This is a genomic window from Serratia sp. NGAS9, from assembly GCF_009905295.1.
GTDB lineage: Bacteria > Pseudomonadota > Gammaproteobacteria > Enterobacterales > Enterobacteriaceae > Serratia > Serratia bockelmannii.
Genome location: NZ_CP047605.1, coordinates 4,145,578 through 4,171,889, shown reverse-complemented (window position 1 = coordinate 4,171,889; position 26,312 = coordinate 4,145,578). Strand labels below are relative to the sequence as shown.

Genomic DNA, 26,312 nt, shown 5'->3' with positions numbered 1-26,312 from the left:
GGGGCTTCATGCAGCAGTTGTTACAGCTTGTCGAGCAGCACAAGGCCGGTATGCCGGTCGGGATCTTTTCCGTCTGTTCCGCCCATCCCTGGGTTCTGAAGGCCGCGCTGCGGCAGGCCAAAGCGCGCGGCACGCCGGTATTGGTGGAGGCGACGTCCAACCAGGTTAATCAATTCGGCGGCTATACCGGCCAAACGGCGGCCCAGTTCCGCGATGCGCTGTGGCGCCTGGCGGATGAAGTGGGCCTGGCGCGCGAGCGCGTGTGGCTGGGTGGCGATCACCTGGGGCCCAACGCTTGGCAAGATCGCCCGGCTCAGGAGGCGATGGCGCTGGCGGAAACCTTGATCGACGATTACGTTCGCGCCGGATTTCGCAAAATTCACCTCGATTGTTCCATGTCGTGCGCCGGCGATCCCTCGCCCCTGGGGGATGCCACGGTCGCCGAGCGTGCGGCGCGCCTGTGCGCGGTGGCGGAGCGGGCCTGGGCGCAGAGCGGCGGCGAAGCGCCGGTCTATGTAATCGGCACCGAAGTGCCGGTCCCGGGCGGCGCGCAGGAGGCGCTGGCGGGTCTGCAGGTCACCACGCCGCAGGCGGTGGCGCAAACGCTGGAAACGCACCGCATCGCCTGGCAAAAAGCCGAGCTGAACGATGCCTGGCAGCGAACTATCGCGCTGGTGGTACAGCCGGGCGTCGAGTTCGATCACCACAGCGTTGAGCATTACCAACCGCAGCGCGCCGACGCATTGAGCCACTTCATCGAAAGGCAGCCGGGCATGATCTATGAAGCGCACTCTACGGACTACCAACCACCGCAGGCCTACCGCCAACTGGTGCGCGATCACTTCGCCATCCTGAAGGTGGGGCCGGCGCTGACCTTCGCGCTGCGCGAAGCGCTGTTCGCCCTCGATCGCATCGAGCGTGAATGGCTGGGGGAACGCCAGTCGGCGCAGCTGTGCGCCACGCTGGAGCAGGTGATGCGCGAGCAGCCGCAGCAGTGGAGCCGCTATTACCACGGCACGCCGCACCAGCAGTATCTCGATCGCCACTACAGCCTGAGCGATCGGGTGCGTTACTACTGGCCGCAGCCGCAGGTGCAGCAGGCCGTCGACGGGTTGCTGGACAACCTGCGCCGCAGCCCGGCACCGCTGGCGCTGCTCAGCCAGTACCTGCCGGATCAGGCGCGGGCGCTGAACGCCGGCGAATTAAGCGCCGATCCGCAGGAGTGGGTGCTGCATAAAGTGACGCAGGTGCTCGACGATTACCATGCCGCCTGTTACCCGGAGGGCCGCTGACATGCCGAACATTTTAATGACCCGCATCGACAATCGCCTGGTGCACGGCCAGGTGGGTGTGACCTGGACCAATACCCTCGGCGCCAACCTGGTGGTGGTGGCCAACGACGAGGCCGCCGCCGATCCGGTGCAGCAGAACCTGATGGACATGGTGGTGGCGGAAGGGGTGCAGACCCGCTACTTCACGCTGCAGAAAACCATCGACGTGATCCACAAGGCGGCGGACAGGCAGAAGATTTTTCTGGTGTGCAAAACACCGCAGGACGTGTTGACGCTGGTGCGCGGCGGGGTGCCGATCCGTTTCGTCAACGTCGGCAATATGCACTTCGCCGAGGGGAAGCGGCAGGTGCACAAAACGGTGTCGCTGGACGACGGCGACGTGGCCGCGTTCCGCGCGCTGGCGGCGCTGGGCGTGGAGTGCGAAGTGCGCCGGGTGCCGGATGAGGCGGGTGAGGCGATCGGCAAATTGCTCTTTTGAGCCTGGGGGGAAGCATGTTGACGGATGCGTTATTGATTGCGCTGTTGGCCGGATTGGCGGGGGTTGACCTGTTCGACGGTCTAACCCACTTCCACCGGCCGGTGGTGATGGGGCCGCTGGTGGGGCTGATTTTGGGTGACGTCTACACCGGCTTGCTGGTGGGCGGGACGCTGGAGCTGGTGTGGATGGGGATGGTGCCGCTGGCGGGCGCCCAACCGCCGAACGTGGTGATCGGCGGGGTGATCGGCACCGCGTTCGCCATTCTGACCAAGGCCGATCCTAAAGTGGCGATCGGCGTGGCAGTGCCGTTCTCGATTGCGGTGCAGGGCTGCATCACGCTGCTGTTTACGCTGTTCTCACCGATGATGCACCGCTGCGATCGCATGGTGAAAGAGCTGAACTGGCGCGGCATCGAACGGGTGAACTATCTCGGCATCAGCATCCTGTTCATCTTCTATTTCGTGGTGGCGTTCCTACCGATTTACTTCGGCGCCGACGCGGCCAGCGCCATGGTGCAGAAAGCGCCGGGCTGGCTGCTGGACGGGCTGGCGGTGGCGGGCGGCATGATGCCGGCGATCGGTTTCTCGCTGCTGATGAAGGTGATGATGAAAAAAACCTACGTGGCCTATTTTATCCTCGGTTTCATCTCGGTCACGTTCCTCAAGCTGCCGATCCTGGCAGTGGCGCTGGGCGCCCTGGCGATCGCTTTGATTGATTTCTTCAACACGCAACGCGGCGCGGCAGAGGCGACCGCCCGGCCCGCTCCGCAGGAGGACGCCGAAGATGGCATTTAACGATTCCGACGATCTGCTGGCGCAAAAGGCCGAGCAGCGCATGGCGCAGGCGCTGGCCACCAGCCAGGTGGAGCAGGACGACTATCTGGACAGCCAGCCCGCCGAGGCGCTGACGCGCGGCGACATCAACCGCATGGCCTGGCGTTCGCTGCTGCTGCAGGCGTCGTTCAACTATGAACGCATGCAGGCGGGCGGCTGGCTGTATCAGCTGATCCCTGGGCTGCGCAAGATCCACCGCAACCCGCAGGATCTGGCCAACTCGATGAAGATGCACATGGAATTTATCAACGTGCACCCGTTCGACGTCACCTTCCTGTCCGGCCTGGTGCTGGCGATGGAGCAGAACAAGGAGAAAATCTCCACCATTCGCGCGGTGAAAGTGGCGCTGATGGGGCCGCTCGGCGGTATCGGCGACGCGCTATTTTGGCTGACGCTGCTGCCGATCTGTGCCGGGATAGGCGCTTCGCTGGCGTTGGAAGGGAGCTTGTTCGGGCCTATCGTCTTCCTGCTGCTGTTCAACCTGTTTCATTTCGGCCTGCGTTTTGGGCTGGCGCACTACGGCTATCAGGCCGGCACCAGCGCGCTGGCGCTGCTGAAGACCCACACCCGGCGCATTTCTCACGCCGCGTCGATCGTTGGCATGACGGTGATCGGCGCGCTGGTGGCGTCGTATGTGCACCTGTCCACGCCGCTGGTAATGCATGCCGGCAAGGCCAGTGTGGCCTTGCAGACCGACGTGCTGGACAAGTTGATGCCCAATTTATTGCCGCTGTGTTTCACGCTGCTTATTTTCTTCCTGATGAAGCGCGGATTCTCACCGGTGAAGCTGATAGGCGTCACCGTAGCGATTGGCGTAGTGGGCAAATTTATCGGCATTTTGTGAGGAGCGAGCGATGCCAGGCATTGTGATTACCGGCCACGGCGGTTTTGCCACCGGGCTGTTGCAGGCGGTGGAACAGGTGGTGGGGCCGCAGCGGCACTGCGCGGCGGTTGATTTCCCCGAACAGATGAGTACCGCGCAGCTCAGGGACGCCCTACGCTCGGCGCTGGCTGCGGTGATGCAGCCGGACGGTGTGGTGTTCCTGACCGATATGCTCGGCGGTTCGCCGTTTCGCAGTGCCTGCGAACTGGCGGATGAGCAGGGCGATTGCGAAGTGCTCACCGGCGTCAATATGCAGCTGGCGGCGGAAATGATGCTGGAGCGCGACGGGTTGAGCCTGGATGAGTTTCGCGAGGTGGCGCTGGCGTGCGGCAAACGGGGCCTGACCAGCCTGTGGCATGAGCGCCGCCGAGTGAAGTGCGAAGACGTGCAGACCGACGGCATCTGAACGAACGCCGGGCGCGGTAGCGCCCGGCTCTGCGGGTTATACCGGCAGCGGGCTCAGCGCCAGGCGCGCCGGTTGATCTTCGCTGCGGCTGAAGCGCCAGCAGGTCTGGTGGTACTTCGCCACGCTGTTGCGGTGCGCCACGCTGATCAGCGTCACGTCCGGCAGTTCATCCACCAGCAGGCAGTACATCAGTTGCTCGGTTTCGTCGTCCAGCGCGCTGGTGGCTTCGTCGAGGAACAGGATGCTCGGGCGAATCAGCAGGGCGCGGGCGAACGCCAGCCGCTGTTGCTCGCCCGGCGACAGGCGGTGGCTCCAGTTGGCGGCGGTATCCAGCCAGCGCTGCAGGTGCTTCAGGCGGCAGTTTTCCAGCACCCGCATCAGCTGCTCGTCGCTGTATTGTGTCGCCTGGCTCGGGTAGCTCAGCGCCTCGCGCAGCGTGCCGATCGGAATGTAGCTGCGCTGCGGCAGGAACAGGGTATTGGCGTTGGCCGGCAGCCCGATGGCGCCCGCGCCGTAAGGCCAAATGCCGGCGATGGCCCGCAGCAGCGTCGATTTGCCGCAGCCGGAAGGGCCGACGATCAGCAGGCGATCGCCGCGTTGCAGCGTCATCTTGGCGCCGGCCAGCAGCGGCTGGCCGTCGGGTAAGTTCAGGCTGAGATTATCCAGCGTTAACGGATGGGCGGCCTCTTCCCGCAGCTGAATGCCGCGCGGCTGATGGTGAACCTGAACGACGGCGGCGTTGAAGCCGGCCAAACGGTTAACGCAGGCTTTCCAGGTCGCCAAGTCGTTAAACGCGTCGATAAACCACGACAGCGCCCCCTGTACCTGACCGAAGGCCGAGGCGATCTGCATCAGGCCGCCCATCTGAATGGCGCCGGAGAAATAGCGCGGCGCGGCCACCAGCAGGGGAAACACGATGGCGAACTGGCTGTAGAAGTTGGTGGCAATGTTCAGCCGCCGGGTGATGCGCATAATTGCCCACCAGTTGCTGCGAATGGTGTCAAAACGATCGCCTAGCTGCTGTGCCTCGCGCGGTTCGCCGTGGTACAGCGCGATGGCGTCGTTGTTTTCGCGGATGCGGATCAGGCCGAAACGGAAGTTCGCCTCGTACCGTTCCTGGTTGAAGCCCAGCATGACCAGCGGTTTGCCGACCCACCAGATCAGCAGCGATCCCAGCACCGCATACAGCAGCGCGAACCACACCATATAGCCGGACAGCGTGATGGCGTGCTGACCGAGCGCGAAGGTCATCGGCCCGCTGACGTGCCATAAAATGTCGATAAAGGAAAACAGCGTCACCAGGCTGGAGAGCAGCCCGAGTGACAGCGACAGGGTATATTGGGTCAATACGTTGAGATCTTCCGCGATACGCTGATCGGGGTTATCGACGATCTGTTGCTGCTCGGTGTGATAATACGCCTGGTGCGCCAACCACTTCCCCATGAACTTTTCCGTCATCCAGCGCCGCCAGCGCATCTGTAGCCCCTGGGTGAGGTAGATCTTGTAGACCGCCAACACGATAAAAATCAGCGCCAGATAGGTAAAGCGCCACAGCTGCGCCTTGAACACCGGGTAGTTTTTGTTCTGCAACGCATCGTAGAACACCTGGTTCCACTGGTTGATCAGCACGCTGATATAGACCAGGCCGAGTGACAGGATGACGATGGCGATCAGCATCATCCAGGCGCGCCATCGTTCCTCCGACACCCAAAAGGGTTTGATCAGCTGCCACACGGCGTGTTTCTGCAAGGGGGTTGCGTTCATAACGGCTCGATAATTGCGGTATTTCGTTCAGCATGGGCTGCGGGCCGGTAACAAACAAACCGTGACTGTAAGCAGTTTTAACTCCGCTAACCGTTTGAAATAAAGCGGCTGAATCGCCGGCAGCGTGCAGCTGGGCGCAATTGCGGCATACACTCCGGCGCCGGGCGGTTATACTGGCGCCGAATTTTTGCAGAAAGGATAAACGATGAAGGCTTGGTTTCCTCTGTTGCTGACCTGCGGCGTCTTCGCCAGCGTCCGGGCCTGGGCGCACATTGACGAGCCGGACATCGCCGCCGACTGCCAAAAGGTGGCGAGCTACGCCGAACTGGGAAAAAAGGCCTATCAGCGGCAGGATTACGCTAAAGCCGCCGACATCTTTCGCGATCAGGCGGCTTGGAGCGAGTTTTGCGGCCTGAGCGAGCAGGCTGTCGCCACGGCTTACAACAACGTGGCGTTGTCGCTGATGCACGCCGGCGAATTGCTCAAGGCGCAGGCCTATCTGGCGCTGGCGCCGCACGATGACAAATCGCAGCACAACATGAGCCTGTTGCGCCAACGCCTGGCGCAGTGGCCACAGCCGCAGGGGCCGGCCGGCGTGTATTGGCAATACGCCGGGCGCGGCGTGTGGAGCGAAGTGACAGTGAAGCCGCAGGGCGAGCGCTGGTTGATCGCGTTTTCCGGCTACGCCATGCCGCAGATGGGGCTGTATTACGGGCCGAACATGGGCGACTTCACCGCCGAGCTGCCGATCGAACACGGCAAGGCTGTCTACCACCAGCATGAAGCGGAAAGCGCGCAGGTCTGCGACGTGACAATGGCGTTTGGCAAACAAGCGCTGGAGATGCACACGCGGGGGGATTGCGGGTTCGGTCACAACGTGCGGGCGGAAGGGCGGTTCGTGCGGGTCGAATGACCCGCCCCGGCGATCGGGGCGAGAAGGGTTACGCCAGCGCGGCGGCACCCAGCAGGTTTTTCCAGGCTTCCACGTTACCCAGATAGTTGCCGGCCGGCAGCAGATGCAGGCGGCCTTCGCTGTCCTGCAGCGCAAAGGTCGGGAAGCCCTGGCCTTGCACTTTGGCCAGCAGCGCCCGGCTTTCCGCGATGTGTTGCGCGGTCGGCGCGCCGCTGCTAAAGCGCATTTCGGCGATAAACGCCGCCGAAGGCAACCCCAGCTCTTTCGCCAACGCTTCCAGCACCGGCGTGTCGGCGATGCGCCGGCCTTCCTGGTAGTGCGCCCGCTGAATGCGGTGCAGCATGTCCAGCCCGCGTCCCGCCAGTTTCTCCGCCGCCAGGATAGCGGTGATCGGCGGCTCGGAATCCATCACTGCCGTGGTGTCGCGCAGCAGGCCGTTGAAATAGGCTTCGCCAAAAGGCTGGCCCGTCATCTCGGCGATACGTTTGTCGTGCGGAATGACGTAGTTGCGCCATTCGTCGGTGATTTGACGACGGTTGTTGCCGGTCATCATGCCGCCGGCGTGCGGCACGACCTTCAGCCCGGGGAGGCTCTGAGCCGCTTTCACCAGCGGCGTGGCGCCGTAGCACCAGCCGCACAGCGGATCGAAAATATAATGCAGAGTGGTTTCGGTCATTTTTACTCCTCGCTTGGCGCGCGGCAGTTCACCGCGGCGCCAGGGCTGGTTCAATCACGCAGGGGCGCTTATTGCGGCCACTTCATCTCGCCTTTCAGCACTTTTGCGCTCAGTTCCAGGCTCGATTCGTCTTTCAGCGTCGGGTAATGCTTTTTCATCGCTTCAATCAGCGCGGCGGAATCCTTGGCCTTCGGCAGTTCGGCTTCCAGCGTGGTCAGGTATTTTTGGGTAAAGTGCACCGATGCCAGCGTTTGCGCGGCGCCCGGCAGGAAGTGGCCCGGCACGACGACCTGCGGCTTCAGCGCTTCGATATTTTTCAGCGTCTGCTGCCAGTGCTGGCGCGATTCCACGGTCTGGTTGTCGGCGATCCACGGATGGATATTGTCACCGGCGACCGCGACGCCGCCCACGACCGCTTTCAGCGCCGGGATCCACACGAAGGTGCGATCGGGGGTCGGGCCGTTCAAGCCTTTCACTTCCACTTTCTGGCCGTCGATGGTGAAGCTATCGCCTTGCAGCGGCTGCGGCACGATCACGGTTTTTGGCGCGTTGTCTTTCAAGATCGGGCCCCAGTAGGCAACTTTACCGTCTTTGGTCGCATTGATGTCTTTGATGGTGCCAGGCGAAGCGATGATTTTCGCCTCCGGGAAGGCCGCCTTGATCACGTCCAGACCGAAATAGAAATCCGGGTCTGAGTGGCTGATATAAACGGTGGTCAGCTTCTTGCCGGTCGCCTTGATCTTTTTCACCAGCTCTTCAGCATCATTACGTTGGAACTGAGCGTCGATCAGCGCCACTTCGTGTTTGCCGCTGACGATTTCGGAAGACACCGGGAACACGCTTTTTTCGCCCGGGTTATACACTTCCATGGTCAGGGTATCGGCAGCGGTGGCATAAGTGCTCAGGGTGGCGACGCCGGTGAAGGCCAGAGTTAACAGTGATTTCTTAAACATGGGCAGAGGTCCTTAGGTATCGGTTAATGTTGTAATGATGTTAGGTTGCATAAAGCGATAGAAAAACCGGATAATAAGCAATTATTCGTTGCATAAATCGGACTAATCATGGATCGCATTACCGCCGCTGAGGTTTTTGTCACCATCGTCGATCGCGGCAGCATGATCGCCGCCGCGGAAACGCTGGAGATGTCGCGCGCGATGGTCACGCGCTATCTGGCGCAGATGGAGCAATGGGCCGGGGCGCGTTTACTGCATCGCACTACCCGTAAGCTTAGTCTGACCGACGCCGGGGAGCGTACTTTGGAGCGCTGCCGACAAATGTTGGCGCTGGCGGGGGAAATCGATCTGGTGGAGGAAGGGCAGAGCGACGAACTGCGCGGCCTGCTGCGCATCACCTGTTCGCAATCGCTCGGGCAAACGGCGCTGGTGGGGGCCGTCGCTCAGTATCTGAAGCGCCACCCGCAGGTGGCGGTCGATCTGCAGATGAACAACCGGGCGGTGAACCTGGTGGAGGAGCGCATCGATCTGGCGCTGCGCATCACCAACGAGCTGGATCCCAACCTGATCGCCCGGCCGCTGTCCACCTGTGCGTCGGTGGTGTGCGCCGCGCCCGCTTATCTGGCGGCGCACGGTACCCCGCGCCAACCGCAAGATTTGGCGTTGCACAACTGCCTGACTTATTCCTATTTCGGCAAAAGCCTGTGGCATTTCGACGCACAGGGTGTGAAATCGGCGGTGGCGGTCAGCGGCAACCTGAGCGCCAACGAGTCGGTGGTGCTGATGGCCGGCACGGTGCAGGGCGCGGGCATTTCCATGCAGCCCTACTATTCGGCGGCGCCGCTGCTGGCCAGCGGCGAATTGGTGGAGCTGCTGCCGGGTTACCGGCCGCAGTCGATGGGCATCTACGGCATCTATACCTCGCGCCGCCAGATGCCTGCCACCTTGCGTACCATGCTGGACTTTCTGGTGGAGTGGTTCGCCAGCGATCCGCAGTGGCAGGCGACGCTGCGCTGAGGCTTCGGCAACATTCCCACGCCGTTTTCACCGCTTGACGGCAGCGGCCAGGCGAGCGGTGAACAGTGCGGCCTGTTGATGCAAATGGTCGATAAAGGCCGTCACCAGCGCCGACGAAGGGCGGTGTAGCGGCCGGATCAGGCTGACGGTGAACGGTACGTCGATGCTGAAGGATCGCACGTGCACGCCGTTGCCGGCATAGTCGAGCGCCGTCAGCGGGTTAACGATTGACACCCCCACGCCGGCCCTCACCATGGCGCACACCGACGCCGCGCTGTGCGTTTCCATCACCATGCGGCGCTCGACGCCCTGCTCGGCGAACAGCGCATCGAGCAAGTGGCGATAGCTGTCGGTGCTCGACAGGCTGATAAAGTTCTGCCCGGCGAAATCCTGCGGCGTCAGTGGGTCTTTCGCCAGCAAAGGATGGCCCGCCGGCAGCACGCAGACTTCATTCAACGTCATCAGCGTTACCCGCTCGGTGCCCGCCGGCGTCAGGGTGGTTTCCGTCAGCCCGAGATCGTGGCGCTGGGCCGACAACCACTCTTCCAGCAGCGGCGACTCTTGCGGGATCACGCTGAAGCTGACTTCCGGGTAACGTTCGATAAAGGGCCGGCACACCGCCGGCAGCAGCGATTGGGAAAATACCGGCAGGCACACGATCGACAGCTGCGCCTGCTGAAACTGGCGGATGCCGGCGGCGGCGTTGACGATGCGATCGAGGCCGTAATAGGAGCGTTGCACCTCTTCGAACAGCCGTAGGCCCTGTACCGTGGGGGACAAGCGCCCGCGCACCCGGTCGAACAGCTGCAGCCGGATCAGCTTCTCAAAGCGCGCCAGCTCGCGGCTGACGGTCGGTTGCGAGGTTTGCAGCAGGGCCGCCGCCTCGGTCAGGTTGCCGGTGGTCATCACCGCCCGAAAGATTTCTATCTGCCGCAAAGAGATGCTGTGCATGGCAAGGCCGCTCGACTGTAGAGAAAGCCATATCATAAATGAATAGACTGCGGCTAAATAGATATTTTCCACCCAATTCAGCGTGCGGCACTATGGCTCTATCTGCCGTCATTTTCGAATTGGGAATATCGCCATGCCTCGCTCGTTGCACGACACCTCCACCGCGTTGAATGCCGCTAACCTGCTGGCCTTGCCGCAGCGTTTCGGTTGCCCGGTCTGGGCCTATGATGCGGACATCATCAGCCAGCGCATCGCTCAACTGCGCCACTTCGACACCATTCGTTTCGCACAGAAGGCCTGTTCGAACATTCATATTTTGCGTTTGATGCGCGAGCAGGGCGTGAAGGTGGATTCGGTGTCGCTGGGTGAGATCGAACGGGCGCTGCAGGCCGGTTTTCAGCCGGGCGGCGAACCGAGTGAGATCGTGTTTACCGCGGACGTGTTGGATCATGCCACGCTGGCGCGCGTCAGCGAATTAAAGATCCCGGTCAACGCCGGTTCCATCGATATGTTGGATCAGCTCGGCCAGGTTTCCGCAGGGCATCCGGTGTGGCTGCGCATTAACCCGGGGTTTGGCCACGGCCACAGCCAGAAAACCAACACCGGCGGCGAAAACAGCAAGCACGGCATCTGGTATGCCGATCTGCCGCAGGCGGTGGAGAAAATCCGCCGCTACGGCCTGCAACTGATCGGCGTGCATATGCACATCGGTTCCGGCGTCGATTACCAGCATCTGGAGCGCGTCTGCGATGCGATGGTGCAGCAGGTGATCGATCTCGGTCATGACATCAGCGCCATTTCCGCCGGCGGCGGCCTGTCTATCCCGTATCAGTACGGCGAAGAGGCGATCGATACCGAACACTATTTCGGTTTGTGGAACCGGGCGCGTGAACGCATCGCCGCGCATCTGGGGCATCCGGTGCAGCTGGAGATTGAACCCGGGCGTTTCCTGATGGCGGAAGCGGGCGTCTTGGTGGCCGAGGTGCGGGCGGTGAAAGACATGGGCAGCCGCCACTTCGTGCTGGTGGACGCCGGTTTTAACGATCTGATGCGCCCGGCAATGTACGGCAGCTATCACCATATTTCACTGTTGCCGGCCGATGGGCGCGCTACCTCGGGGCAACCGCTGCGCGACACGGTGATCGCCGGGCCGCTGTGCGAATCCGGCGACGTCTTCACCCAGCAGGCGGGCGGCGGCGTGGAAACTCGCGAGCTGCCGCCGGTGCAGATCGGTGATTATCTGGTGTTCCACGATACCGGCGCCTACGGCGCGTCGATGTCCTCCAACTACAACAGCCGTCCGCTGTTGCCTGAAGTGCTGTTCGAAAACGGCGAGCCGCGTTTGATCCGCCGCCGCCAAACCATCGAAGAACTGATCGCGCTGGAGCTTATCTGATCAGCGGGCGGGCGCCTTGCGCCCGCTTTACAGCGTCATGCGGCGGTGCTGGCCATTGGGCAATTGCACATCCAGCGACAGCGTGCCGCCCATCGCCTCGATATAGCGTTTGAGCGACGATAGCTTTATTTCGCTGCCGCGCTTTTCCAAATTGGCGACGGAGGGTTGGCTGATGCCGAGCCGCTTCGCCAATTCAACCTGAGAGACCGCCAGCTCTTCCCTCAGCATTGCCAGCCGCAGCTCGAAAATTTCCTTGTCCGCTTTTTGCCTGGCTGCGGCAACGACGGCGGGATCGAGTTTATCGATCAGTTGGGATAACGGTTTGGCCATCTGCACTACCTCCGGGTTGCCAGATAATGTGAAAACTCCATGGCGGCGATGGGCAACATGCGCTGGTAAAAGCGTTTGTCGCCAGTTTTATCGCCGCCGCACAGCAATACCGCTTGCCGCTGTGGGTCAAAAGCGAAAAACACTCTGAAAGGGCGCCCGCGATGTTGAACGCGCAGCTCCTTCAACTGCCGGGCCGCGTCGGAAAAATGCAGCGTATCGGCGTGCGGCCGCGCCAACTGCGGGCCGAATGTCTGTAATTTGAAGATCGCCGCCAGGATGCTGGTTTGCTGGGCGTTGTTCAGCGCTAAAAACCAGTCGTCGAACCGTTCGACGGTCACCACTTGCCACATGACGTGCTCAGAATATAGCGTTTATGCTATATAGCGTAAAGGTTATTGTTCGATCAATATGCACGAACGCAGGGAGCGGAAAAAATCCAAAAGCGGGAAATGCGGCGGGCTACGCAATATGAACGCATGGGTGACTGCTCACCCATGCAGCGATGTCATTACGGCTGTTCGTGCGCGTTGTTGAGGGTGGCGACCGAGTGGCGGCGCACCAGCGTCGGGCTGAACATGTTGGTGATTTCCGGCAGCGGTTGCCGGTTGGCCAGCGCCAGGGCCAGCTCTGCCGCCTGGGTGGCCATCGCGACGATAGGGTAGCGAATGGTGGTCAGGCGTGGGCGCAGGTAGCGCGAAATCAACACGTCGTCGAAACCGATCAGCGAAATTTCCCCCGGTACGTCGACGCTGTTATCGCTCAGCACCGACAGCGCGCCGGCGGCCATCGGATCGTTATAGCAGGTAATGGCGGAGAACGAACGGCCGCGGCCGAGCAACTCGGTCATCGCCTGTTCGCCGCCGATCTCGTCCGGTTCGCCATAGGCGATCAGCTTTTCATCCACCGCGATACCGTGTTCCCGCAGCGCGTCGAGATAGCCCTGCAGCCGGTCGGTAGCGTCGGAAATCTGGTGAGTGGAGCAGATGATGGCAATGCGCTGATGCCCTTGCTGGATCAGATGACGGGTCGCCAGCCAGGCGCCGTAGCGATCGTCGAGCGCCACGCAGCGTGTTTCGAAGCCCGGCAGCGTGCGGTTGATCAGCACCATGCCCGGGATCTGTTGCATCCAGCCGCAAAGTTCCTGATCGCTCAGCCTTTTGGCGTGCACCACCAGCGCTTCGCAGCGGTGCCGCACCAGCTGTTCAATCGCCTGGCGCTCTTTTTCGGCGTCGTGGTAACCGTTGCCAATCAGCAGAAAATTATGGGTGGCGTAGGCCACCTGCTCGACCGCTTTGACCATTGCGCCGAAGAAGGGATCGGAAACGTCGGAGACGATCAGGCCCAGCGTCTCGGTGGATTGCTGCGCCAGCGCTCGTGCGTTGGCGTTAGGGTGATACTGCAGTTGTTCCATGGCGGCCAGCACCGCGGTGCGCGACCCTTCGCTGGCCTTGGGGGAATTGTTTATCACGCGGGATACCGTGGCCACGGAAACACCCGCCAGCCTGGCAACATCCTTTATCGTAGCCATATCAGTCAACACATCCTGGGTAATCGCTTACATCCCCCAGTTTTGCGGAAAAAAACCGGGGCTGCAAGCGGTCTCGTGCGCAACTTGTGGCGGCCGTTGCAGAATCTCTTCGAGTCTGTACGCATAACCATCGACGACCGAACGATAGCGCAATTTGTACGTTGGCACTGGCGCCGGGCTGAGGTAACGTCTGTGCATTCCGATTTGCGCCGAGAATGCCATGTCCATTAAACGCTATCCGCAGCTCGCCCATTGGGGCGCTTATACCGCCGTGGTTGAAGACGGTCGGCTTATCCGTTGTGAACCCTTCGTCGACGATCCCGACCCTTCGCCGCTGCTCGATTCCATCGTCCCGATGGTCTACTCCGACAAACGCATTCGCAAACCGGCGGTGCGCCGCTCGTGGCTGCAAAAGCGCGAGGGCAGCGACCGTACGCTGCGCGGCAGGGAAGATTTCGTCGAGGTGGACTGGGAGTTAGCGCTCGATTTGGTGGCGGAAGAGAATCGCCGGGTGCGCGATCGCTACGGCGCCTCCGGGCTGTTCACCGGTTCTTATGGCTGGTCGTCGGCCGGGCGGCTGCACCATGCACGCTCGCTGGTGCGGCGGTTCTACTTCGGCGGCGGCGGCGGGGTCGATCAGCAGGGCAACTACAGCTGGGGCGCGGCGCAGTTCTTTCTGCCGTATGTGATCGGCACTTTCTCGCCCTTGACCGGGCGCGTCACCAGTTGGCCGAGCGTGGTGGAGCATTGCGAGTTGTTTGTGGCGTTTGGCGGGCTGGCGCTGAAAAACGCTCAGGTTTCTTCCGGCGGCGCGGCGGAACATGCGCTCAAACCCTGGCTGCAAAAGCTGGCGCATAAGGGCACGCCGGTGATCAACATTAGCCCGATGCGCGACGACTGCCCCGCGTTCGTCAACGCGGAATGGATCCCGATCCGGCCGAATACCGACGTGGCGCTGATGCTGGCGCTGGCTTATGAAATCCAGCGGCTGGGCGCGCAGGATGAAGCCTTCTTGCACAGCCACTGCGTGGGCTATCAACAGCTGGCGGATTACCTGAACGGCGCCGGTGACGGCGTGGCGAAAACCCCCGACTGGGCCAGCGACATTACCGGCATTCCGGCGGCGCGTATTGCGCTGCTGGCGCGGCAACTGATCGGCGTGCGCAGTTTCATCACCTGCTCCTACTCCGTGCAACGCGCACATCGGGGGGAACAACCGTACTGGATGATGATCGCGCTGTCGGCGATGCTGGGCCAGGTGGGGCTGCCAGGCGGCGGCTTCTCGTTCGGCCACGGCTCGATGAACGGCGTCGGCAACCCGCGCGTGGATACCCCCGCGCCGACCATGCCGGTAGGCGAAAACCCGGCCGGGCTGGCGATCCCGGTGGCGCGCATCTGCGACATGCTGTTGCACCCCGGCGAAGCCTATCAATTTTGCGGCGAGACGCGGCATTATCCGGATATCCATTTGGTGCACTGGGCCGGCGGCAACCCGTTCCATCATCATCAGCAGTTGAATCGGCTGGTGGAGGGGTGGCAGAAGCCGGACACGGTGATCGTTCAAGATATCTGGTGGACGGCGGCGGCCAAAATGGCGGACATCGTGCTGCCGGTCACCAGTTCGCTGGAGCGTAACGACATAGGCGGCTCGTCGCGCGATCGCTACGTGTTGGCGATGCATCAGGCCATTGCGCCGCAGCATCAGGCGCGCAACGATTTCGATATTTTCGCCGATCTGGCGGAGCGTCTCGGCTATCGTGAGCGCTTTACCGAGAATCGCGACGAGCGGGCTTGGATCGAAGCTATCTACCGGCAATGCGGCGCAGCGCAGCAGCGCGCCGGCGTCGCCTGGCCCGAGTTTGAGGATTTCTGGCGCCGGGGCTATGTCGAACTGCCCGCGCCGGCCAAAGAGTTCGTCTTTTTTGAGGCGTTCCGCGCCGATCCGCAGGCTAACCCGCTGCAAACGTCCAGCGGCAAGATAGAGCTGTTCAGCGAGCGGATCGCCGGCTATCGCTACGAAGATTTCGCGCCGCATCCGCAGTGGCGGCCGCCGGTGGAGTGGCTGGGCGCGCCGCAGGCCAAAAACTGGCCGCTGCACCTGATCTCCATTCAACCGAGCGATCGCCTGCATAGCCAGATGGATCCGGCGCCGCTGGCGCAGGGCAACAAGACTGCCGGGCGCGAAACCTTGTACATGCATCCGGACGATGCGGCGCCGCGCGGCGTGGCGGACGGCGCCGAAGTGCTGGTTAGCAACGCACGCGGCAGCTGTCTGGCGGGGGTATCGCTCACCGATGGCGTGACGCGCGGCGTGGTGCTGATGGCGACCGGCGCCTGGTTCGAGCCGGGTTACGACGCGCAGCGCCGGCCGGTCGAGCAGGCGGGCAACCCGAACGTGCTGACGCTCGATATCGGCACCTCGCCGCTGACGCAGGGGCCGAACGCCATGAGCTGTCTGGTGGAGGTCAGCGCATTCACCGAACGTCGGGATCAAGATAGTTAGCACTGACCAGCAATTGGGTCGACAGCGGGATGTTATCGCGTTGCTGCTGACGCAGTTGTGTCGCGGCCGCGGCGAAACTGGAGACTGTTAATGACAGTGTGAAGTGTTGCCCAACCTCGTTATCCGGTACAAGGATGTGTAATGCTTCCCGATCGACGGATAAACGATAGTTGGGTAGATGTCTTTGGCGTGGTTGCCCGGGGGCGAGTGAAAAGGAAAGGGGCTCACCATCATCGTTGCGTAATTCATCAACCGTGAGGCTGAGATAGCTAGAAGCATCGGTTGCGCCGCCTCCTTCTGCCAGGTTTCTATTCTCCCGCAGAGTGAACCCCTGCAACTGCACGGGCTCATCGCAAGTCAACCGATACTGCAATGGGGCGCTGTGCAGCAGAGTGGATTGCTGAGACAGTGTCCCAATATTGTGCTCCCCCAGATAAATGCTGTTTTGTGTGGTCGTTAGCGTGCAGTTAGCGTTAGCCCCAAAACTGATGGCTATGGCTGCCAACCCATAATAAATCACTTTCATGTGTTCTCCTGATATCGATGAACGTTTAGCGACACACGGCTTCGGAGTGGCTGATGCCGGCACGATTGCGGGAAGAGGTGTCTGCAGCAATTGCGAAATAACATGCCTGTCCCGACGAGTTTTTCATGCTGAAGCGTTGTGAGGACGCATCGTTCTTCGCGTGGTGCGCTTTCTGATGTTCAATGAAGGCTGCGCCCTGATCATTGGTAAAAGCGACCACTCGTTGTTGTTCATCCAAAATCATGCTGCCGATAGCGGGTTTTGTGCCGTCTGCATAGCTAATCTGGACAATGGCCCGCAATGTATTAATGGCACCGATATTGATACGTTTAACGCTGCCACGTGCCAGATTGATCTTGCGCACGCCGTTATCGATATCGGCGCCGGGGGGTAAGGTGCTGGTGTCTACGTTAATCAGACTTGGTTGATACTCACGCAGCCTTGGGATGACCGCCTTACCTTGCTTGCCATAGGTTTTCACCTTTCCGCCTGGCGTAGACACGCTGATTCCGGCGAGGCCCGGTATCGTCAAGACGCCGAAGGTATCGCCGATTTTCTGTGGTGAGAGCGTTAGCCCGCTGCTGTCTGCCACCAGGGAGCCAGAGGCACTGTAGTAAAATGCCTGCTGATTTTCTGACAGATGGCTATAGCTGCCGGAAAGCGTTGTGAACGGACTCAAATAGTTCACATTGCCTGAGTAGGTGCCGTTGTTGGATTGGGTGCCCTGTGTTGCATTGAGTCCATAAGCCAGATCGCCATTCAACGCTTGGCCGGAAAGCGAGTTGCTGATGCTACGATGTCTTCCGTTGCTTATCATATTGGCGCTATAACGTCGGTTTTTTCCCAGAGGCAATGAAAGGGTGGCGAACACCCTGGTATCGTTATCGCGAACCTCGCGGCTGCGCTCTTTTTCCAGGCTAACGCCAACGGTGGCTGCGCCAAATTGACGGTTCCAGAAGGCGTAGACTCGTTGATTTTGTTGCTTATCTCCCCCTTCAGCGCGTGTAACGCCTAAAGATAGATTTCCAATGTATTTATGGTGCCAGCCTAGGCCCAGGCTGTAGCTTTGACGTTGGTGTGAAGATGATGCGCCGTGCGATACAGGCCAATAAGTTCCTTCGCCGTCATCTTTACGTGGAGAACGAAGCTGTGTGGGCGAACGGTATCGCTCTGACTGGATGCTGTAACCGGCGTTCAGCTTAAGGTTTTTTATCAGGGGCAATGCACTATTCAGCTGCAGCTTGGTGCCCTTTCCACTTGGCGACTGCGCCACGTGGCTCAAGGCTGTAAAACGATAATCGCTATTGGCAACGCTATAACCGGCGGCGATGCCGCGATAATCGCGGCTGAGGAAACTTCCCCCTCTCACCTGGTGGTGGTTGAGCCATGGCAAAGAGAATGAGCCAGTGATGAAAGGCATTTCTGTACTTTTTTCCAGGCTGTGAGTGCGCCCGAGAGCAAGGGAGTAACTGCCCTGGCGGGGAGTAGAGCGTCCTGAGGTCGTCAGATAAGGGACGATGAATTGTTTGCGGCTACCGTTACTTTCCGTGACGGTGACGGACAAATCGACTGCGTCGAACTGCGCAGGGATATCGGTCAGGCGGAAAGTGCCCGGCTGCACCTGCGTAGCGTAAACTAATCTGCCATTCTGAAAAATCTCAACCTTGGCTTGGCTCTCGGCGATACCTTCGACTACCGGCACATCACTGCGTTGACTCAATGACAACGACGAGTCAGGCAGCCATTGCAGGCCATCTAAGGTAATGCCGCTGTAAAGCGAATCTGATAACGTCGCTCGTCCCAAACGCATCATGGCGTCGTGATCCGTCAATGTCCGCTGCAGATAACTATTATAAGGCGTGTACCCCTGATGTCGTTCTGACTTGTTATAGGTGCCATTATGGCGAAACAGCCAATTATTGCTGTTAAAGCCGGTTTCCAACGCCGCGTAATCACTGCTGTGATTTTGGCTGTCGAATCGGCTCGCGGTATAATTCAGCATCAGGGCATGGCCGCCAAATTCATAGTCCGCCGGTTGTCGACGGATATAGCGCTCGGGCAACAGCAAAATCAATTGATTATTACCGGTTTCATTGTCGATGCGGCTGCCTTGATAACATTGGCTCATCAGCATATCTGCCTGAGTGTTGAGCTTGCAGGGGTATAACCCTAGGCTTTCTACGAGTTCAGCGTCGTATTGCCATTCGCCTTGTTTGTCTATGTTGACTTCATGTCGTCCATGATTTTGTCCGTTGACGTTGATGAATAGCGCTTGTTTTCCTGAGGGGAATTTCGCTCCAGAGGAAAAGTAATCAGCAATCTCACTGGGTAATCCAAGTGCGCGCATCATTTCAATATCGTAGTCAGCCAGGCTGGTCGAGGCATAGCCTATAGGCAGACAAAACGCCAGCAGACGTAGCGGTATATGCAATTTCAAAGGCTGCCTCACTGGATTGGGGCAAGGTTGACCGTGATATCGGGTATGGCGCGCCCCGTGTTACTGATTGGCGTGAAGTGCAAACGGGAGGGGGGGCTGGTAAGCCTATCGCTCTTACGTGTACCGATCGTTTGCCCAGGCAGCAAATAAGGTTGTTCTAAAACAAACTGCTGGTTACTGGGTTGTACGGTGATGGAAGGGGCTAACCTGATAACGTAAGGGCTGAGATTTTTGACTTGTATAGAATGCCCATTTTGTTGCCAATGCAAGGTTTGCCAGGGAGATTTGTTTTCCACCAGCGCGGAGGGTGTGGCGATAGCGACGACCCGATGCCGAGTATTCACCTTAAGCTGGTTGCTTTTTTCTCCCATATCGGGAATTTCCTGGAAATAGATATGGCGCATTTGCTGACGGGTTTTATCAAGTCCCGGGGGATCGGCAAGCATGACGCGTACCAGCTGAGATTTACCCGGATCAATACGCGCGGCTGGCGGAGAAAGAATGAATAAGGGATCTTCTCCTTGCTTGCTTAATGCATTTTTAACAACGGATGAGAATAGCAATACAGGATAATTACCGATATTATCGACTCTTACCGTTGTCTCTCCTTTCTCTTGATTGACCAAGAGGCTTATTTTTTCCAGTTTAATGGTTGCTTGGCCATAAAATGGAGTAAGCAATATAAATATTGCGGTGAGATAATGGATGAGACCTTTCATTTTATTTCCTGAATAGCGGAGAATAACGAACTCTAGTCAAAGGACGTTAAGGTATTTTGCCAAACAAAGAGGCTGAAATAAGTGGGGGCAGCGAAGTGTCCCCACCTGGTGATTACAGGTAGTGAACCGAAAGATTCACAGAAGCTTGCAATGCAATGCTATCTTGCATTTGGATGCTTTTATCATCAATGTAGCTAAGCGGGGTAAGGAATGAACGGTAGTTGAATGTGCCGCTCAGATTCTGGCCGATCGCCATGTTGTCGTAATTAGCATCTGATGTGACCGCAAAGCGATTACCTGAGGCAACAGAGAACATAGCCTGTTCGTGATCTGCACCGTCAGTTACATTGGTTAAATCGAAAATATCATCGCCTTCAGGAATCAGCGCCGCACGCACGGTTTCACCATCCATAGCGATATCTGACAGTGCAAGGCCCAGCACGGCGATATCTTTATTGCTGGCGTCTTTTGCCAGCGATGCGGTGAAGCTTCTGTCCATATATTGATAATCGGCATCGCCGCTGGCGCTGGTAACTTCAATGCCCATGCTGGTCGGTGCCGTGCAGTTTACGCTGAACGGGATGCTGCCCATGCCGTTGCCTTCCAACTGGACAGGATTTACTTTATCAAAAGCTTCGCTGGAATGGCGGCCAAGATCAATGCTATTGGTGTTGGCAGCAATACTGCAGCTGGTGTTATTGTAAATTTCTCCGGAGAAATCTACAGACGTACTGGCTGTTTTTGCGGCCAGTACGCTCGTGCACGACAGAGGTAGCAGGGCTAAAAATAAATATTTCTTCATTCAGGTTTCCTTCTGAGAATATGCCACTAAATAAATACAAGTCGTATTGCTTGAAAATATAAAGCAAGGATGTCGCAATTTTTTACTAGCGATTCAATGCAGGGTTATTTTATTTTTCAATCTCAATTCTTGCAATATTCTGCTAAAAATTTACATCAAAATAGATTTATATTCTGATTTATTGGTTTTTATTATTCAATTTTAATTATTAATTCTGTTTGGTTGTTAGTGCATAGGTTTTATTGCTTGCGGTTTTTTTAATTATTAATAATTAATTATCCTCGGCGCGCACTTTTGCCGTGAGATCACGATAACAGCAAGGTCTGGAGGTGGCTCTGTTGTTAGCTAGCGCTTTTTGACTTTGTCTTTTTATTGTTACCGTGCTTGAAAAGCAAGAAAACGCATTGCATACGTTGATCAAAATGACACGTTGGATATCACGTCTAACTTGGCTCTTGCGTTTGAAAATAGTTTTCGTAATTGATTTCTTTAGCGTGGATGATACAAGAGGGATTAAAGGATCTGCTTCAGTCTCGATTAGGCCGAACCCTCATGTGCTGCACTTACCTGCATATGCGCATGGTCTTTTTGCTCCCCTCACTCGCTTCCTGCGGATGACGCATCATTATTGATCTTTCCGTCGTGAGGATTATTTAAGTTTCATTGAGTTATTACAACAGAACGCGGGAAATTTACAGCTGGTTGCATTTGGAGCAGAACTCTTGCGATTCGGCGGTAGTTTCCTGCACGACATCTCTCTAGAGTAGGTGATCCCAGAGGTATTGATTGGTGAGAAATCAGCATACTCTGTATGTTGAAGCCATTTTCAATTGCACCAACCTACGCGGATGCGTAGGTTTTTTTTTGCCTGCCATATAGTATTCTTTTCCCTACAACGATTTACGCCTCCATGGCCAAGGGAGAAGGGCATGATCTTTTCACTGCTGCGCGCGCTGTTTCGCCTGTTGTTTCGGGTTCGGGTCGAAGGGGACGTCCAGCACTTCGAACGGCAAAAATTACTGATTACGCCGAACCACGTCTCTTTCCTCGACGGCGTGCTGTTGGCGCTATTCCTGCCGATAAAACCGGTGTTTGCGGTTTACGCCAGCATCGGCGAGAGCTGGTTTATGCGCTGGCTGCGGCCTTACATCGATTTTGTCTCGCTCGATCCTACCAAGCCGATGGCCATCAAGCAGCTGGTGCGGATGGTCGAACAGGGACGGCCGATCGTGGTGTTCCCTGAAGGGCGCATCACCGTGACCGGCGCGCTGATGAAAATCTACGACGGCGCGGCGTTTATCGCCGCCAAATCGGGCGCCACCGTGGTGCCGGTGCGGATCGACGGCCCCGAATTCAGCCCGTTCGGCCGTATGGCTGGGGTGTTCAAGATCCGCTGGTTCCCGCAAATCAACATTCGCATCTTGCCGCCGACCACGCTGCCGATGCCGGAGGCGCCGCGTGCGCGCGATCGCCGGGCGTTGGCGGGCGATCGGCTGATGCAGATTATGATGCGGGCGCGGATGGACACGCGCGAACCGCAGACGCTGTTCCATGCCTTGCTGGCGGCGCAGCACCGCTATGGGCGCCGAAAACCATGTATCGAAGACATCGCTTTCAAAGAAGACAGCTACCAGACGCTGATCAAAAAATCGCTGGGTGTCAGCCGCATTCTGCAACGCTTTACCGCCGAAGGGGAACACGTCGGGCTGCTGTTGCCGAACGCCACTATCACCGCGGCGGCGATCTTCGGCGCTTCGCTGCGCAATCGCATTCCGGCGATGCTCAACTACACCGCCGGCGCCAAGGGCCTGAACAGCGCGATGACGGCCGCCGGTATCAAGACCATCGTCACCTCGCGCCAGTTTCTGGAGAAGGGCAAGCTGACCCACCTGCCGGAACAGGTGCCGCAGGCTAACTGGGTGTATCTGGAAGATCTGAAAGACACTGTCACGCTGGCGGATAAGCTGTGGATCCTGCGTCACTTGCTGCAGCCGCAGCGCGCGGCGTTGCCGCAACGTCCGGAGGACGCGGCGCTGATCCTGTTCACGTCTGGATCTGAAGGCCACCCCAAGGGCGTGGTGCATTCGCACGCCAGCTTGCTGGCCAACGTAGAACAAATTCGCACCATCGCCGATTTCACGCCGCGCGACCGCTTCATGTCGTCGCTGCCGCTGTTCCATTCGTTCGGCCTGACGGTGGGGCTGCTTACGCCGCTGCTCACCGGCAGCCGCATTTTCCTCTACCCCAGCCCGCTGCACTATCGCGTGGTGCCGGAGCTGGTGTATGACCGTAACTGCACGGTGCTGTTCGGCACGGCGACCTTCCTTAACAACTATGCGCGCTTCGCGCATCCGTATGATTTTGCCCGCCTGCGCTATGTCGTGGCCGGCGCGGAGAAACTGGCGGACAGCACCAAACAGATCTATCAGGACAAATACGGCATCCGCATTCTGGAAGGCTATGGCGTGACCGAGTGCGCGCCGGTGGTCTCGATCAACGTGCCGCTGGCGACCAAGGTGGGCACCGTCGGCCGCATCATGCCGCAGATGGAGGCACGTCTGATCGCGGTGCCGGGCATCGATAACGGCGGCCGTCTGCAGCTGAAGGGGCCGAATATCATGAAAGGTTATCTGCGGGTTGAACGCCCCGGTGAGCTGGAACCGCCGGCGGCGGAAGATGCGAACGGCGTGTTGCAGCCGGGCTGGTATGACACCGGTGATATCGTCAGCCTGGATGAGCAGGGTTACTGCACCATTCGCGGCCGCGTGAAACGCTTCGCCAAGCTGGCGGGTGAGATGGTGTCGCTCGAGAGCGTCGAACTGCTGGCGCAACGGCTGTCGCCGGAAAAGCTGCATGCCGCCACGGTCAAAAGCGACAGCAGCAAGGGGGAGGCGTTGGTGCTGTTCACCACCGATCCCGCCATTACCCGCGAGGCATTGCTGCGGGTGGCGCGCGAGCTGGGCAGCCCGGAGCTGGCGGTGCCGCGCGATATTCGCCTGTTGAAAACGCTGCCGGTGCTCGGCAGCGGCAAACCCGATTTCGTCACCCTGCGTCATATGGCCGAACAGCCGGAGAGTGCCTGATGAATCCTTCGACCGAATCCCCTTTGTTGTCACGCGGCATGATCGCGGTGATCAGCGCGCAGTTCCTCTCGGCGTTCGGCGACAATGCATTGCTGTTCGCCACGCTGGCGTTGATCAAGCAGCAGCTGTATCCAGACTGGAGCCAGCCGATCCTGCAGATGGCCTTTGTCGCCACCTATATCATTCTGGCTCCATTCGTCGGGCAGATCGCCGACAGCTTTGCCAAAGGGCGGGTGATGATGTTCGCCAACGCCCTAAAATTGGCGGGAGCGTTGGTGATCTGTTTTGGGGGGAACCCGTTCCTGGGTTACAGCCTGGTCGGCGTGGGGGCCGCCGCATATTCACCGGCCAAATACGGCATTCTGGGCGAGATCACCAGCGGCGAGAAACTGGTCAAGGCTAACGGCCTGATCGAGGCCTCGACCATCGCGGCCATTCTGACCGGTTCGGTGGCCGGCGGTATTCTGGCGGACTGGCATGTGGTCGCGGCGCTGGCGGCCTGCGCCTTGGTTTACGCGGGGGCAGTGGTCGCCAACCTGTATATTCCGCGTCTGGCGGCGGCGCGCCCGGGGGCTTCATGGCGGCCGCGGGCCATGACGAACAGTTTCTTTACCGCCTGCGTTACGCTGTGGCGCGATGGGCAGACGCGTTTCTCCTTGATTGGCACCAGCCTGTTTTGGGGGGCCGGCGTGACGCTGCGTTTTCTGCTGGTGCTATGGGTGCCGGTGGCGCTGGGTATCGCCGATAACGCCACGCCGACGCTGCTGAACGCCATGGTGGCCGTCGGCATCGTGGTGGGCGCGGGTGCCGCCGCGCGCTTCGTCACGCTGAAGACGGTGAAACGCTGTATGCCGGCCGGGATCCTGATCGGCGTCGCGGTCGCGGTATTTGCGCTGCAAACGACCATGCTCAATGCCTACGTCTTGCTGGCGATCATCGGCATGCTGGGAGGCTTCTTCGTCGTACCGCTCAATGCGTTGCTGCAGGAGCGGGGCAAACATTCGGTCGGCGCCGGCAATGCGATCGCGGTGCAAAACCTGGGTGAAAACGCCGCCATGTTGCTGATGCTGGGCCTGTATTCTTTGGTCGTGAAGCTGGGCGTGCCGGTAGTGGGCGTCGGCGTAGGATTTGGCGTGGTGTTTGCGCTGGCGATTTGCGCGTTGTGGTGGTCGCAGCGGCGGTGAAACGGGGCGCAGCCTGGCTGCGCCCTCAGGGTATTAAGGTGCCGGAATGGTAAACCGGGTGTGGATTTCTTCGAGCGCCTGCAGCACGTCCTCATCCAGAATCACGTCGAGGCTGTCGAGGTTGATTTTCAACTGCTCCACCGAGGTGGCGCCCAACAGGGTGCTGGCGACGAACGGCTGCTGACGCACGAAGGCCAGCGCCATCTGCGAAGGGTCCAGCCCGTGTTTTTTGGCCAGCGCCACGTATTCGGCGATCGCCAGCTGGGTTTGCTGCCCTGAATAACGATTGAAGCGGGTGAACAGCGTATTGCGCGCACCGGCCGGTTTAGCGCCGTTGAGGTATTTACCGCTCAGCGTACCGAACGCCAGGCTGGAATAGGCCAGCAGTTCTACCCCTTCGTGCTGGCTGATTTCGGCCAGGCCAATCTCAAAGCTGCGGTTCAGCAGGCTGTACGGGTTTTGGATCGACACGATGCGCGGCAGTTCGTGTTTCTCCGCCAGCTGCAGATAGCGCATCACGCCCCAGGGTGTTTCGTTGGAAACCCCGATATAGCGAATTTTACCGGTGCGCACCTGCTCGGTCAGCGCCTCCAGCGTTTCCAACAGCGTGACCGTAGCTTTGTCGTCAGTGTATTGATAGTTGAGTTTGCCAAAGCAGTTGGTGGCGCGCTGCGGCCAGTGCAATTGGTAAAGATCGAGATAATCGGTATTCAGCCGCTTGAGGCTGGCGTCCAGCGCGGCGCGGATGTTTTTGCGATCGAGCGCCTGCTGCGGGCGGATACTGCTGTCGGTGCCGCGCACCGGGCCCGAGACTTTGCTGGCCAGGACGATTTTTTCGCGATTGCCGCGCGCTTTGATCCAACTGCCGATATAGCTTTCGGTCAGGCCCTGGGTTTCCGGGCGGGGCGGTACCGGGTACAGTTCGGCGGTGTCTATCAGGTTCACGCCTGCGGCCAATGCATAGTCCAGTTGCGCATGGGCGTCGGCTTCGCTGTTCTGTTCGCCAAAGGTCATGGTGCCCAGTCCCAGCACGCTCACTTCTAAAGAACTGTGGGGAATACGGTGGTATTGCATTAACGGCCTTCCTTTCTTGTTAGCGCTGACGGGCCGTGCGGCCCGGTGAAACAGGAGCCCAATTCAGAAGACGGCGCAAAGTCCGTCGGGCGGCGATGTCGCCTTTCCTGACTATAACCAAGCGGTGAAGATGGGGGAAGCGGATTCCGTGCGGACACGAATGAGGGCTACCGCGCTCGAGCGGGCGATAGCCGGCGAGCGGTGATTAGCGTTCGATAACCTGGGAAACCTGGTCGCCGTTGATCTGGCGGTGGTTGCCTTTCTCATCTTTATAACTGATGAGTCCGGTGTCTGTGTCGATCTCTGGTTTGCCTTGCGTCAGGATCATGTTGCCGTCTTTGGTCGCCATGACGTAGTCGCTGGAACATCCCGCCAAACCGGCGGCCATCACCAGCGCAGACACTGCCATTACCCACTTTTTCATCCTGCGGATCCTCGATTATGCAGAAAACAATGTTCTTTCAAGATTAGCAAACTCTTGGCCGGGGGCGTTTCAGATAAGTCTTTATCTGATAAGAAAAAGTGAAATGAGGGGGCAACGAAACGGCGGAAGCCGCCTATGGC

General features: G+C 59.2%; 24 protein-coding genes. 11 read left to right on the top strand and 13 right to left on the bottom strand.

Features of this window, described 5'->3' with window-relative positions; all coding sequences use genetic code 11:
• The first annotated feature begins 8 nt into the window (after window positions 1-8).
• The 5 genes from GUC32_RS19870 to agaF are packed head-to-tail and all read left to right on the top strand — an operon-like array spanning window position 9 to window position 3,892.
• Window positions 9-1,292, top strand: coding sequence for a D-tagatose-bisphosphate aldolase, class II, non-catalytic subunit (locus tag GUC32_RS19870; protein ID WP_043139785.1), 1,284 nt, complete (start codon window positions 9-11; stop codon window positions 1,290-1,292).
• Window position 1,293: 1 nt separating this feature from the next.
• Window positions 1,294-1,770, top strand: coding sequence for a PTS N-acetylgalactosamine transporter subunit IIB (gene agaV / locus GUC32_RS19865; RefSeq protein WP_019455696.1), 477 nt, complete (start codon window positions 1,294-1,296; stop codon window positions 1,768-1,770).
• Between the two features lie 14 nt (window positions 1,771-1,784).
• Window positions 1,785-2,564, top strand: a complete 780-nt coding sequence (agaW, locus tag GUC32_RS19860; RefSeq protein WP_019455697.1) for a PTS N-acetylgalactosamine transporter subunit IIC — start codon at window positions 1,785-1,787, stop codon at window positions 2,562-2,564.
• Window positions 2,554-3,447, top strand: a complete 894-nt coding sequence (locus tag GUC32_RS19855; RefSeq protein ID WP_025304087.1) for a PTS system mannose/fructose/sorbose family transporter subunit IID — start codon at window positions 2,554-2,556, stop codon at window positions 3,445-3,447. The genes agaW and GUC32_RS19855 overlap by 11 nt, the downstream gene beginning before the upstream one ends.
• A gap of 10 nt (window positions 3,448-3,457) precedes the next feature.
• Window positions 3,458-3,892: a PTS galactosamine/N-acetylgalactosamine transporter subunit IIA gene (gene agaF / locus GUC32_RS19850; RefSeq protein ID WP_025304086.1), complete on the top strand. Its 435-nt coding sequence runs from the start codon at window positions 3,458-3,460 to the stop codon at window positions 3,890-3,892.
• A gap of 36 nt (window positions 3,893-3,928) precedes the next feature.
• Here the strand turns inward: agaF and GUC32_RS19845 are convergent, their stop codons facing one another.
• The gene (locus GUC32_RS19845) at window positions 3,929-5,656 is read right to left on the bottom strand and encodes an ABC transporter ATP-binding protein/permease (RefSeq protein ID WP_369435391.1); all 1,728 of its coding nucleotides are present in this window, start codon (window positions 5,654-5,656) and stop codon (window positions 3,929-3,931) included.
• Between the two features lie 205 nt (window positions 5,657-5,861).
• Here GUC32_RS19845 and GUC32_RS19840 point away from each other — a divergent pair, with 205 nt between their 5' ends.
• A complete protein-coding gene (locus GUC32_RS19840) occupies window positions 5,862-6,569 on the top strand; it encodes a tetratricopeptide repeat protein (RefSeq protein WP_169540612.1) in 708 nt (235 codons plus the stop codon).
• 28 nt (window positions 6,570-6,597) lie between these two features.
• Here GUC32_RS19840 and GUC32_RS19835 read toward each other — a convergent pair whose 3' ends face one another.
• Window positions 6,598-7,245 carry a DsbA family protein gene (locus tag GUC32_RS19835; RefSeq protein ID WP_043139796.1) on the bottom strand — a complete coding sequence of 216 codons (648 nt, stop codon included), beginning with the start codon at window positions 7,243-7,245 and terminating at the stop codon, window positions 6,598-6,600.
• 68 nt (window positions 7,246-7,313) lie between these two features.
• Window positions 7,314-8,198, bottom strand: a complete 885-nt coding sequence (locus GUC32_RS19830) for an MBL fold metallo-hydrolase (RefSeq protein ID WP_049296175.1) — start codon at window positions 8,196-8,198, stop codon at window positions 7,314-7,316.
• Window positions 8,199-8,306: 108 nt separating this feature from the next.
• On the opposite strand from GUC32_RS19830, the gene GUC32_RS19825 reads away from it, so the two are divergent.
• Window positions 8,307-9,215, top strand: a complete 909-nt coding sequence (locus GUC32_RS19825; RefSeq protein WP_025304081.1) for a LysR family transcriptional regulator — start codon at window positions 8,307-8,309, stop codon at window positions 9,213-9,215.
• 27 nt (window positions 9,216-9,242) lie between these two features.
• Here GUC32_RS19825 and GUC32_RS19820 read toward each other — a convergent pair whose 3' ends face one another.
• Window positions 9,243-10,166, bottom strand: a complete 924-nt coding sequence (locus tag GUC32_RS19820; RefSeq protein ID WP_043139803.1) for a LysR family transcriptional regulator — start codon at window positions 10,164-10,166, stop codon at window positions 9,243-9,245.
• Window positions 10,167-10,299: 133 nt separating this feature from the next.
• On the opposite strand from GUC32_RS19820, the gene lysA reads away from it, so the two are divergent.
• Window positions 10,300-11,562, top strand: a complete 1,263-nt coding sequence (gene lysA / locus GUC32_RS19815; protein ID WP_049206123.1) for a diaminopimelate decarboxylase — start codon at window positions 10,300-10,302, stop codon at window positions 11,560-11,562.
• Window positions 11,563-11,589: 27 nt separating this feature from the next.
• Here lysA and GUC32_RS19810 read toward each other — a convergent pair whose 3' ends face one another.
• From GUC32_RS19810 to galR, 3 genes are all read right to left on the bottom strand, one after another.
• Window positions 11,590-11,892 (bottom strand): helix-turn-helix domain-containing protein, encoded by a 303-nt coding sequence (locus tag GUC32_RS19810; protein WP_025304078.1) that lies wholly within the window; start codon window positions 11,890-11,892, stop codon window positions 11,590-11,592.
• Between the two features lie 5 nt (window positions 11,893-11,897).
• Window positions 11,898-12,242, bottom strand: coding sequence for a type II toxin-antitoxin system RelE/ParE family toxin (locus GUC32_RS19805; protein ID WP_033652133.1), 345 nt, complete (start codon window positions 12,240-12,242; stop codon window positions 11,898-11,900).
• Between the two features lie 158 nt (window positions 12,243-12,400).
• Window positions 12,401-13,420 carry an HTH-type transcriptional regulator GalR gene (gene galR, locus GUC32_RS19800; protein WP_028127674.1) on the bottom strand — a complete coding sequence of 340 codons (1,020 nt, stop codon included), beginning with the start codon at window positions 13,418-13,420 and terminating at the stop codon, window positions 12,401-12,403.
• A 220-nt stretch (window positions 13,421-13,640) separates the two neighbouring features.
• Between galR and GUC32_RS19795 the strand changes: the two genes are divergently transcribed.
• Complete coding sequence (locus tag GUC32_RS19795; RefSeq protein ID WP_273830715.1) at window positions 13,641-15,923, top strand: molybdopterin guanine dinucleotide-containing S/N-oxide reductase; 2,283 nt, start codon at window positions 13,641-13,643, stop codon at window positions 15,921-15,923.
• Here GUC32_RS19795 and GUC32_RS19790 read toward each other — a convergent pair.
• From GUC32_RS19790 to GUC32_RS19775, 4 genes are all read right to left on the bottom strand, one after another.
• Window positions 15,895-16,449, bottom strand: a complete 555-nt coding sequence (locus GUC32_RS19790; RefSeq protein ID WP_025304075.1) for a hypothetical protein — start codon at window positions 16,447-16,449, stop codon at window positions 15,895-15,897. The two genes, GUC32_RS19795 and GUC32_RS19790, sit on opposite strands and share 29 nt — an antisense overlap.
• A gap of 25 nt (window positions 16,450-16,474) precedes the next feature.
• On the bottom strand, window positions 16,475-18,886 hold the full coding sequence (locus GUC32_RS19785) for a fimbria/pilus outer membrane usher protein (protein WP_193402952.1): 2,412 nt from the start codon (window positions 18,884-18,886) through the stop codon (window positions 16,475-16,477).
• An 8-nt stretch (window positions 18,887-18,894) separates the two neighbouring features.
• Window positions 18,895-19,605 (bottom strand): fimbria/pilus periplasmic chaperone, encoded by a 711-nt coding sequence (locus GUC32_RS19780; RefSeq protein WP_167324571.1) that lies wholly within the window; start codon window positions 19,603-19,605, stop codon window positions 18,895-18,897.
• Window positions 19,606-19,717: 112 nt separating this feature from the next.
• Window positions 19,718-20,407 (bottom strand): hypothetical protein, encoded by a 690-nt coding sequence (locus GUC32_RS19775; protein ID WP_142105802.1) that lies wholly within the window; start codon window positions 20,405-20,407, stop codon window positions 19,718-19,720.
• Window positions 20,408-21,336: 929 nt separating this feature from the next.
• Between GUC32_RS19775 and aas the strand changes: the two genes are divergently transcribed.
• The gene (gene aas / locus GUC32_RS19770) at window positions 21,337-23,490 is read left to right on the top strand and encodes a bifunctional acyl-ACP--phospholipid O-acyltransferase/long-chain-fatty-acid--ACP ligase (protein ID WP_049206118.1); all 2,154 of its coding nucleotides are present in this window, start codon (window positions 21,337-21,339) and stop codon (window positions 23,488-23,490) included.
• Window positions 23,490-24,674, top strand: a complete 1,185-nt coding sequence (lplT, locus tag GUC32_RS19765) for a lysophospholipid transporter LplT (protein WP_043139832.1) — start codon at window positions 23,490-23,492, stop codon at window positions 24,672-24,674. Before aas ends, lplT begins: the two co-directional genes overlap by 1 nt.
• Before the next feature lie 33 nt (window positions 24,675-24,707).
• Here lplT and GUC32_RS19760 read toward each other — a convergent pair whose 3' ends face one another.
• Both GUC32_RS19760 and GUC32_RS19755 read right to left on the bottom strand, forming a co-directional pair.
• Window positions 24,708-25,748, bottom strand: a complete 1,041-nt coding sequence (locus GUC32_RS19760; protein WP_193402953.1) for an NADP(H)-dependent aldo-keto reductase — start codon at window positions 25,746-25,748, stop codon at window positions 24,708-24,710.
• A 205-nt stretch (window positions 25,749-25,953) separates the two neighbouring features.
• Window positions 25,954-26,172, bottom strand: a complete 219-nt coding sequence (locus GUC32_RS19755) for a YgdI/YgdR family lipoprotein (protein ID WP_016929923.1) — start codon at window positions 26,170-26,172, stop codon at window positions 25,954-25,956.
• Window positions 26,173-26,312: the final 140 nt, after the last annotated feature.

Excerpts from the sequence above, each read along its gene's own strand:
- GUC32_RS19870 (WP_043139785.1), top strand. The coding sequence starts at position 9 with ATGCAGCAGTTGTTACAGCTTGTCGAGCAGCACAAGGCCGGTATGCCG.
- agaV (WP_019455696.1), top strand. The coding sequence starts at position 1,294 with ATGCCGAACATTTTAATGACCCGCATCGACAATCGCCTGGTGCACGGC.
- agaW (WP_019455697.1), top strand. The coding sequence starts at position 1,785 with ATGTTGACGGATGCGTTATTGATTGCGCTGTTGGCCGGATTGGCGGGG.
- GUC32_RS19855 (WP_025304087.1), top strand. The coding sequence starts at position 2,554 with ATGGCATTTAACGATTCCGACGATCTGCTGGCGCAAAAGGCCGAGCAG.
- agaF (WP_025304086.1), top strand. The coding sequence starts at position 3,458 with ATGCCAGGCATTGTGATTACCGGCCACGGCGGTTTTGCCACCGGGCTG.
- GUC32_RS19845 (WP_369435391.1), bottom strand. The coding sequence starts at position 5,656 with ATGAACGCAACCCCCTTGCAGAAACACGCCGTGTGGCAGCTGATCAAA.
- GUC32_RS19840 (WP_169540612.1), top strand. The coding sequence starts at position 5,862 with ATGAAGGCTTGGTTTCCTCTGTTGCTGACCTGCGGCGTCTTCGCCAGC.
- GUC32_RS19835 (WP_043139796.1), bottom strand. The coding sequence starts at position 7,245 with ATGACCGAAACCACTCTGCATTATATTTTCGATCCGCTGTGCGGCTGG.
- GUC32_RS19830 (WP_049296175.1), bottom strand. The coding sequence starts at position 8,198 with ATGTTTAAGAAATCACTGTTAACTCTGGCCTTCACCGGCGTCGCCACC.
- GUC32_RS19825 (WP_025304081.1), top strand. The coding sequence starts at position 8,307 with ATGGATCGCATTACCGCCGCTGAGGTTTTTGTCACCATCGTCGATCGC.
- GUC32_RS19820 (WP_043139803.1), bottom strand. The coding sequence starts at position 10,166 with ATGCACAGCATCTCTTTGCGGCAGATAGAAATCTTTCGGGCGGTGATG.
- lysA (WP_049206123.1), top strand. The coding sequence starts at position 10,300 with ATGCCTCGCTCGTTGCACGACACCTCCACCGCGTTGAATGCCGCTAAC.
- GUC32_RS19810 (WP_025304078.1), bottom strand. The coding sequence starts at position 11,892 with ATGGCCAAACCGTTATCCCAACTGATCGATAAACTCGATCCCGCCGTC.
- GUC32_RS19805 (WP_033652133.1), bottom strand. The coding sequence starts at position 12,242 with ATGTGGCAAGTGGTGACCGTCGAACGGTTCGACGACTGGTTTTTAGCG.
- galR (WP_028127674.1), bottom strand. The coding sequence starts at position 13,420 with ATGGCTACGATAAAGGATGTTGCCAGGCTGGCGGGTGTTTCCGTGGCC.
- GUC32_RS19795 (WP_273830715.1), top strand. The coding sequence starts at position 13,641 with ATGTCCATTAAACGCTATCCGCAGCTCGCCCATTGGGGCGCTTATACC.
- GUC32_RS19790 (WP_025304075.1), bottom strand. The coding sequence starts at position 16,449 with ATGAAAGTGATTTATTATGGGTTGGCAGCCATAGCCATCAGTTTTGGG.
- GUC32_RS19780 (WP_167324571.1), bottom strand. The coding sequence starts at position 19,605 with ATGAAAGGTCTCATCCATTATCTCACCGCAATATTTATATTGCTTACT.
- GUC32_RS19775 (WP_142105802.1), bottom strand. The coding sequence starts at position 20,407 with ATGAAGAAATATTTATTTTTAGCCCTGCTACCTCTGTCGTGCACGAGC.
- aas (WP_049206118.1), top strand. The coding sequence starts at position 21,337 with ATGATCTTTTCACTGCTGCGCGCGCTGTTTCGCCTGTTGTTTCGGGTT.
- lplT (WP_043139832.1), top strand. The coding sequence starts at position 23,490 with ATGAATCCTTCGACCGAATCCCCTTTGTTGTCACGCGGCATGATCGCG.
- GUC32_RS19760 (WP_193402953.1), bottom strand. The coding sequence starts at position 25,748 with ATGCAATACCACCGTATTCCCCACAGTTCTTTAGAAGTGAGCGTGCTG.
- GUC32_RS19755 (WP_016929923.1), bottom strand. The coding sequence starts at position 26,172 with ATGAAAAAGTGGGTAATGGCAGTGTCTGCGCTGGTGATGGCCGCCGGT.